Annotated in this window: 9 protein-coding genes; 5 read left to right on the forward strand and 4 right to left on the reverse strand. The window is 68.2% G+C overall.

Going from position 1 to position 7710, the window contains the following annotated elements:
- Positions 1 to 91: 91 nt before the first annotated feature.
- Complete coding sequence (locus tag AB0D14_RS15905) at positions 92 to 1315, reverse strand: NADP-dependent malic enzyme (RefSeq protein ID WP_362778942.1); 1224 nt, start codon at positions 1313 to 1315, stop codon at positions 92 to 94.
- A gap of 637 nt (positions 1316 to 1952) precedes the next feature.
- Here AB0D14_RS15905 and AB0D14_RS15910 point away from each other — a divergent pair.
- The 3 genes from AB0D14_RS15910 to AB0D14_RS15920 are packed head-to-tail and all read left to right on the forward strand — an operon-like array spanning position 1953 to position 4693.
- Entirely contained in the window at positions 1953 to 2915 is a 963-nt protein-coding gene (locus AB0D14_RS15910; protein ID WP_362778944.1) for an ABC transporter substrate-binding protein, read from the forward strand.
- Positions 2916 to 2948: 33 nt separating this feature from the next.
- On the forward strand, positions 2949 to 3893 hold the full coding sequence (locus AB0D14_RS15915) for an amino acid ABC transporter permease (RefSeq protein ID WP_362778946.1): 945 nt from the start codon (positions 2949 to 2951) through the stop codon (positions 3891 to 3893).
- Positions 3894 to 3940: 47 nt separating this feature from the next.
- The gene (locus tag AB0D14_RS15920) at positions 3941 to 4693 is read left to right on the forward strand and encodes an amino acid ABC transporter ATP-binding protein (RefSeq protein WP_362778994.1); all 753 of its coding nucleotides are present in this window, start codon (positions 3941 to 3943) and stop codon (positions 4691 to 4693) included.
- A 276-nt stretch (positions 4694 to 4969) separates the two neighbouring features.
- On the opposite strand, the gene AB0D14_RS15925 is transcribed toward AB0D14_RS15920, so the two are convergent.
- On the reverse strand, positions 4970 to 5728 hold the full coding sequence (locus AB0D14_RS15925; RefSeq protein WP_362778947.1) for a class I SAM-dependent methyltransferase: 759 nt from the start codon (positions 5726 to 5728) through the stop codon (positions 4970 to 4972).
- A 98-nt stretch (positions 5729 to 5826) separates the two neighbouring features.
- On the opposite strand from AB0D14_RS15925, the gene AB0D14_RS15930 reads away from it, so the two are divergent.
- On the forward strand, positions 5827 to 6456 hold the full coding sequence (locus tag AB0D14_RS15930) for a CGNR zinc finger domain-containing protein (RefSeq protein ID WP_362778949.1): 630 nt from the start codon (positions 5827 to 5829) through the stop codon (positions 6454 to 6456).
- Here AB0D14_RS15930 and sodX read toward each other — a convergent pair.
- Complete coding sequence (sodX, locus tag AB0D14_RS15935; RefSeq protein ID WP_362778996.1) at positions 6360 to 6794, reverse strand: nickel-type superoxide dismutase maturation protease; 435 nt, start codon at positions 6792 to 6794, stop codon at positions 6360 to 6362. The genes AB0D14_RS15930 and sodX overlap by 97 nt on opposite strands.
- A 145-nt stretch (positions 6795 to 6939) precedes the next feature.
- Here sodX and sodN point away from each other — a divergent pair, with 145 nt between their 5' ends.
- A complete protein-coding gene (gene sodN / locus AB0D14_RS15940) occupies positions 6940 to 7335 on the forward strand; it encodes a superoxide dismutase, Ni (protein WP_362778951.1) in 396 nt (131 codons plus the stop codon).
- 174 nt (positions 7336 to 7509) lie between these two features.
- On the opposite strand, the gene AB0D14_RS15945 is transcribed toward sodN, so the two are convergent.
- Positions 7510 to 7710 (reverse strand): hypothetical protein (locus AB0D14_RS15945; protein ID WP_362778953.1); only part of this gene is annotated, 201 nt, incomplete at its 5' end.

Genomic DNA, 7710 nt, shown 5'->3' on the forward strand with positions numbered 1-7710 from the left:
CCCACGAAATTCGGGCCCCGCCCACCAGGACGAGACCCGAACCCCACCACCGAACCGGCCAAGCTGCCGAACGGCCAAGCGGCTACGCAAGCTACCGCCGAGCCACGCCCTCGGCCCGCGCCGCCGCGGCAACCGCCGCGGTGACCGCCGGAGCGACCCGCTCATCGAACGGCGAAGGAATCACATAGTCAGCGGCAAGATCGTCCCCGACAACCGAGGCCAACGCCTCGGCCGCCGCGATCTTCATCCCCTCGGTGATCCGGGAGGCCCGCACCTGCAGCGCCCCCGCGAAGATCCCGGGGAACGCCAGCACGTTGTTGATCTGGTTCGGATAGTCCGACCGCCCGGTGGCGACGACCGCCGCATACTTGTGGGCGACATCCGGGTGCACCTCGGGATTCGGGTTCGCCATGGCGAACACGAACGCGCCCTCGGCCATGGAGGCCACGGCCGGCTCCGGCACCGTACCGCCGGACACGCCGATGAAGACGTCGGCTCCGGCGAGCGCGGCCTCCAGCGAGCCGGAAAGACCCGCCTTGTTGGTCATGATCGCGAGCTCCCGCTTGACCGGGGTCAGATCGTCCCGGTCGACCGACACGATCCCCTTGCGGTCCGCGACGGCGACATCCCCGAGCCCCGCCTCCAGCAGGAACTTGGCGATGGCCACCCCCGCGGCACCCGCGCCCGAGATCACGGCCCGCAACTGCCCGAGCGACCGCCCGGTCAGCCGCGCGGCGTTCCGCAGGGCTGCCAGTGTGACGACGGCCGTCCCGTGCTGGTCGTCGTGGAAGACGGGAATGTCCAGCCGCTCCTGCAACTGACGTTCGATCTCGAAGCACCGGGGCGCCGAGATGTCCTCCAGGTTCACGCCGCCGAAGGACGGCGCGAGCCGCACGACGGTCTCCACGATCTCGTCGACGCCCGTGCAGTCCAGCGCGATCGGCACGGCGTCGACCCCGCCGAACTGCTTGAACAGGATCGCCTTGCCCTCCATGACGGGGAGCGAGGCCTCGGGCCCGATGTCACCGAGCCCGAGAACGGCGGTCCCGTCCGTCACGACGGCGACCACGGACGACTTCCATGTGTAGTCGTGGACGAGTTCCGGCTGCTTCGCGATGGCCATGCAGACCTTCGCGACGCCGGGCGTGTACGCCAGGGACAGGTCGTCCTTGTCACGGACGGGCACGGTGGCCTGCACGGCCATCTTGCCGCCACGGTGCAGCGCGAACGCCGGGTCGAAGGAATCGAGGGGCTCGGCCCCGCCGTCCTGATCCGTACTGCTGTCGCTGCGAGGATTGACGATCTCCGCTGCCACTTTGTTTTACCCCTTAAGTCTTAATGGTTGAGGGTTGCCGCTCCGGGTGAGGAGCGGGCGGGCACCGCGCATGTCCCTGACGACTGTTGAGTACGGGACGTGCGCGACGGACGCGCCGCACACGCGCCCTGAGCCCCGGATGAGGGGTGTAAGGAACCTTCTTACCGGACGGACCGCACCGCAGACGAGTCGATGGAGCGAAGGTCACACGTGGACGGCCGAAGGCCACGTACCGGAGGGGCCGGGCTCGTATAGCGGAGCGCGAAGGTCACATACCGGTGACATGACGCATGACCGAATGAGTCGAACAAACACGTTTGGCGAATGAACAACCCATAAGCAGCACGGTGTCTCGAGTGCCCAGAATCAGCTGCCCGCATCGCGGCATTCACCGAAGATCTTCCGGTGTTCACGAAGGTTTTCCGCACAGGATCCGGTCCTGCCGGACTGACCCAGTCCGGTTCGAGGGTCACCCGTTATCCGATTTTGACATGGCGGGCACCCTGAAGAGCCGAGTCCGAATGGCAAGATGCCCTAATCACACGAGGTCGCGACACCCGAAGGTGTGTGTTCTCGTCGACCCATCGGCTACTGCCGACCCATCGGCAACTCCACCCACCCGCCGGAGGAACCCACCATGACCGCACGCTCCACCCGTCGCACGACCGCCGCGCAGTCCCGGATAGCCGCGGTCGGTGCGATCGCGGTCGCAGGCGCACTGCTGCTCACCGGCTGCGGTGACCAGACCAAGGACGAGAACAGCGGCAGCTCGGACACCGCGGACTCCAGCGCGGCCCCGCTGGCCGACAAGCTGCCCAAGGCCGTCCGTGACAAGGGCGTCGTCAAGGTCGGCTCGGACATCGCGTACGCGCCGGTCGAGTTCAAGGACGACTCCGGCAAAACGATCGGCATCGACCCCGACCTCGCCGACGCCATGGGCAAGCAGCTCGGCGTGAAGTTCGAGTTCGAGAACGGCACGTTCGACACCCTGCTCACCGGCCTGCGTTCCAAGCGGTACGACATCGCGATGTCGGCGATGACGGACACCAAGGACCGCCAGGAGGGCATCGACGCCGAGACCGGCAAGAAGGTCGGCGAGGGTGTCGACTTCATCGACTACTTCTCCGCGGGCGTCTCGATCTACACCAAGCAGGGCGATGACCAGGGCATCAAGACCTGGGACGACCTCTGCGGCAAGAAGGTCGTGGTGCAGCGCAACACCGTCTCCAACGACCTGGCCAAGGATCAGGCCAAGAAGTGCCCGGCGGGCAAGAAGCTCTCCATCGAGGCCTTCGACAACGACCAGCAGGCCCAGACCCGGCTGCGCTCGGGCGGCGGCGACGCCGGTTCCTCGGACTTCCCGGTCGCGGCGTACGCGGCGAAGACCTCCGGCGGCGGCAAGGACTTCGTGGTCGTCGGCGAGCAGGTCGAGGCCGCCCCGTACGGCATCGCGGTCGCCAAGTCGAACACCGAGCTGCGGGACGCCCTGAAGGCCGCGCTCGACGCGGTCATCAAGAGCGGCGAGTACGACAAGATCATCGCGAAGTGGGGCGTCAAAGCCGGCGCCGTGAAGGAAGCCACCCTCAACGGCGGCAAGTGACCGCGCGACCAGCGGCGCTGAAAGGCAACATCCGTGACTGTTGACATCGGCAAGACGGCCGACCCCGAGGACACTCCCCCAGGCGGACCCGAGGCCATCAAGGCCATCCCGGTCCGGCACTACGGGCGGTACGTCTCGGCCGTCGTCGCGATCGCGATCTTCGTATCGATCATCTACGCGTTCGCCCAAGGCAAGATCAACTGGGGTGCCGTACCGGACTACTTCTTCGACGACCGGATCCTCAAGGGCGTCGGCCAGACGATGCTCCTCACCGTCCTGTCGATGGTGATCGGCATCGCGGGCGGCATCCTCCTCGCGGTGATGCGCCTGTCGAACAACCCGGTGACCTCGTCGATCGCGTGGTTCTACATCTGGTTCTTCCGGGGCACCCCGGTCCTGGTCCAGCTCGTCGTCTGGTTCAACCTGGGACTGGTCTTCGAGTACATCAACCTCGGTCCGATCTACAAGGACTACTGGTCGAGCTTCATGACGCCGTTGCTGACGGCGCTCCTCGGGCTCGGTCTGAACGAGGCCGCGTACATGGCGGAGATCTGCCGCGCGGGCCTGCTGTCGGTCGACGAGGGCCAGACCGAGGCCTCGAACGCCCTGGGCATGAGCCATGGCAAGACCCTGCGCCGGATCGTGATCCCGCAGGCGATGCGCGTGATCGTGCCCCCCACGGGCAACGAGGTCATCAACATGCTGAAGACGACCTCGCTGGTGTCGGTGGTCCAGTTCGCCGAACTGTTCCGGTACGCCCAGGACATCGGCCAGTCGTCGGGCGCACCGGTGGAGATGTACTTCCTGGCCGCCGCCTGGTACCTGGTCCTGACCTCGGTGCTCAGCGTCGGGCAGTACTACATCGAGCGGTACTACGCCCGCGGTTCGAGCCGTGCTCTCCCGGACACCCCGTTCCAGAAGATCAAGGCGAACATGCTGTCACTGTCCAACCGCTCGGGGGGAGGGGCCAGCGCATGAGCGCCGACATGACCAAGAACGTGGCCAAGGCGGCCTCCGGTACACCGATGGTGCAGGCCGAAGGCGTCCACAAGTCGTTCGGCCCGGTCGAGGTCCTCAAGGGCATCGACCTCGAAGTGAAGCCCAGTGAGGTCTTCTGCCTGATCGGCCCGTCCGGCTCCGGCAAGTCGACGTTCCTGCGGTGCATCAACCACCTGGAGAAGGTCAACGCCGGACGGCTGTACGTGGACGGGGAGCTGGTCGGCTACCGCCAGAAGGGCGACAAGCTGTACGAGCTCAAGGACAGCGACGTCGCACTGAAGCGGCGGGACATCGGCATGGTGTTCCAGCGCTTCAACCTGTTCCCGCACCTGACGGCGCTCGGCAACGTCATGGAGGCGCCGGTCCAGGTCAAGGGTGTGAGCAGGGCCCAGGCGCGCGAGCGCGCGGCGCAGCTCCTGCACCGGGTCGGGCTCGCCGACAAGGCGGGCAGCTACCCGTCGCAGCTCTCCGGCGGCCAGCAGCAGCGGGTAGCCATCGCCAGGGCGCTCGCGATGGAACCGAAACTGATGCTCTTCGACGAGCCGACCTCGGCTCTCGACCCGGAGCTCGTCGGCGACGTCCTCGACGTCATGCGCGACCTCGCCGAGTCCGGTATGACGATGATCGTCGTCACCCACGAGATGGGCTTCGCCCGGGAGGTCGGCGACTCGCTGGTCTTCATGGACGAGGGTGTGGTGGTCGAGTCCGGCCACCCGCGTGATGTGCTGACGAACCCGCAGCATGAACGGACGCAGTCGTTCCTGTCGAAGGTGCTTTAGCCGTCCGGCGGTTGGGCGGATTGCGCGGAGGGGCCGTACGGATTCTCCGTACGGCCCCTCCGCGTTCGGCTTGCGCCGGGCCGGTTCGACGCCTGCGGGCCGACGCCTGCGGGCCGGTGGGGGCTGATCGCGCAGTTCCCCGCGCCCCTGGAAAGCGCCCTTTCAGCCCGTCCGGCGTTTGAGGATGAGCGCGCAAGCGCGATGGCGGGGGTCTGGCGGCGCAGCCCCCAGGTACGGGACGGGACGGGAAGGGGCGGCGGGGGCGAGAACTGCCGGTTACCTGACGGCCAGGACCAGCGCATCCGACGGCGAACGCCAGACCGCGCGGGACTCCGCGAAGCCCACTTCCCGCAGGGCGCGGGCGTGCCACTCGGCGGACGGGGTGTCGCCGTCCGCGTGCTCTCCGTAGATCTCGAAGCGGCGCGCGGTGGGTTCGGCGAGTACGGGGTCCTGGGCGGCGAGCCGCCACCACTCGGCCCAGTCGAGGACACCGGCGGCCTTCGCCTCGTCCATGCGCGCGTGCCGCTGCGCACGGTCCGCCGCGTTGATCCGCGGGGTCGCCTCGTCGATCATGTGGTCCGCGTTCATGAACACACCGCCGTCGCGGACCAGCCCGGCGACCTGGCCGTAGAGGGCCGCGAGGGGTTCGCTGTGCAGCCAGTGGAGGGCGGTCGCCGTGAGGACGGCGTCGTACGAGTCGTACGGCAGCAGGGAGGTCCAGTCGGGGTCCTTGAGATCCGCCGTGACGAACGTGACCCGGGCGTCACCCGCGAAGGTGCCCTCGGCGATGGCCAGGAGCGCCGGATCGAGGTCGACGCCGGTACTGACCGCCTTCGGGAACCTTTCGAAGAGCCGGGCCGTGATACTTCCCGTACCGCACGCGAGGTCCAGGACACGCGGCTCGGGGCCCACCAGCGCCTCGACCATGTCGAGCATGACCCGGAAGCGCTCCTCACGGTCCGGCAGGTACCACTCCTGCTGCCGGTCCCAGCTCTTCTGCCACGCGTGCCAGTCCGAACCGAGAGTGGTCGTCATGAAAGCCCCTTTCCCCTCCAGCGTGTAATACCCTGGAGACACCATTAGCCATTACGTGTCCGCAGCACGACCATAGAGCGCCCCTGTAAGGACTACAAGTGGAACTGGCCTATTACTCGGATTACGCCGTCCGTCTCGTCAACAGCGAGGAGCCGGCCCGGGGCAAGGACGCGCTCACCTCGGTCGAGTCCATCCGTGACCTCTTCGGGGGCAACGCGTCGGCGGCCCGCCGCGCCACCGACTCGGACGTGACCCGCTTCCGCGGTGTACGGGCCCGGCTGCGCGCGGTCTTCGAGGCGGCGGACGGCGACGACGAGACGCTCGCCGTGGACCTTCTGAACTCCCTGCTGCTGGAGTTCCCGGTCAGCCCGCAGATCTCGGGCCACGACTTCCGGGACGACACCGGCCGCCCGCTGTGGCACATGCACCTGGCGGACCATCCGTCGAACGCGACCGCGGGGTACGCCGCCATCGCCGCGATGGGCCTGGCCTTCCACCTCACCGAGTACGGCGTGGACCGCCTCGGCCTGTGCGAGGCCGCGCCGTGCCGCAACGCCTACCTCGACACCTCGACGAACCGCTCCCGGCGCTACTGCTCGGACCGCTGCGCGACCCGGGCGAACGTCGCCGCCTACCGCGCCCGAAAACGCCTGGAGGCCGACCGGTCGGAGAGCACCGGCCGCGCGGCTGACAGCGCCCAGCGCGCGAGCGTGAACGGCGAGCGCTGACCCTTCCTCAGCGGCCGGTACCGGAACCGCACCTTCCCGAGGACGAGCTCCTCGGGCACGGTTCCGTAGTCCGTGCTGTCCCCGCCGGCGTATGTGTTGTCGCCCAGCACCCACCAGCCTCCCTCGCGCCGCTCGGCCGCCCGCTTCACGACCAGCAGGTCCTGCTGGAACGGGTGGCGCAGTACGACGACGTCACCGGGCCTGATCCTGGCCCCGTACTGCACGACGAGGAGATCCCCGTGATGCAGCGTGGGCACCATGGACGGCCCCGTCACCTCGGCGGCCCCGAAGGGCAGGACAGCCCTCCCGCGCTCGGTCTCCTGCGACAGCTCCGGCATCCCCGGCACCTCCCCGGTTCCATCCTCCACGAGTCCCAGTCTCACCCTGGACTTTTGTCCTAAGCCCATGGGGGCACTCGCGAAAACCCGTCCCTCACGGAGTAATGTCCCACCTGAGAAGACGATCACGAGGAAGGACAGCTCAATGCTTTCCCGCCTGTTTAGCCCCAAGGTCAAGGTCAGCGCTCACTGCGACCTGCCCTGCGGTGTGTACGACCCTGCCCAGGCCCGCATCGAGGCGGAGTCGGTGAAGGCCGTCCAGGAGAAGATGGCCGCCAACGACGACGCCCACTTCCAGGCCCGCGCCACCGTCATCAAGGAGCAGCGCGCCGAGCTCGCCAAGCACCACGTCTCGGTGCTGTGGAGCGACTACTTCAAGCCCCCGCACTTCGAGAAGTACCCGGAGCTGCACCAGCTGGTCAACGACGCCCTCAAGGCCCTCTCGGCCGCGAAGGGCTCGACCGACCCGGCCACGGGCCAGAAGGCCCTGGACTACATCGCCCAGATCGACAAGATCTTCTGGGAGACGAAGAAGGCCTGACCCCGCGTCACGCTCTTCGACCTGCGCTCGTTCAGGTCGCAGCGTCTCACCGACCGCACCCGGTCCGCAGGCCGCCGAACACGGCGGCCGGAGCGGTCCGGGTGCGGTCGTTTACGGGTGCGGTCGTTTCCGTCGCGGGAGCGACGGCGTCGCGATGGGTCGGACGGGTAGCGGTCACGCCAGGGTGGCGAGCACCGTGGCCGGTTCGAGGGTGCGGCGGACCAGGGCCACGGCAACCACGTCGGCGAGCGCCTGGGCCACTCGCAGGTCGCTCGGCCGGAGGTCGCTCGGCCGGAGGTCGCTCGGCCGGAGGTCGCTCGGCCGGAGGTCGCTCGGCCGGAGGTCGCTCGGCCGGAGGTCGCTCGGCCGGAGGTC

It is taken from the genome of Streptomyces sp. NPDC048484, from assembly GCF_040651415.1.
Classification (GTDB): Bacteria; Actinomycetota; Actinomycetes; order Streptomycetales; family Streptomycetaceae; genus Streptomyces.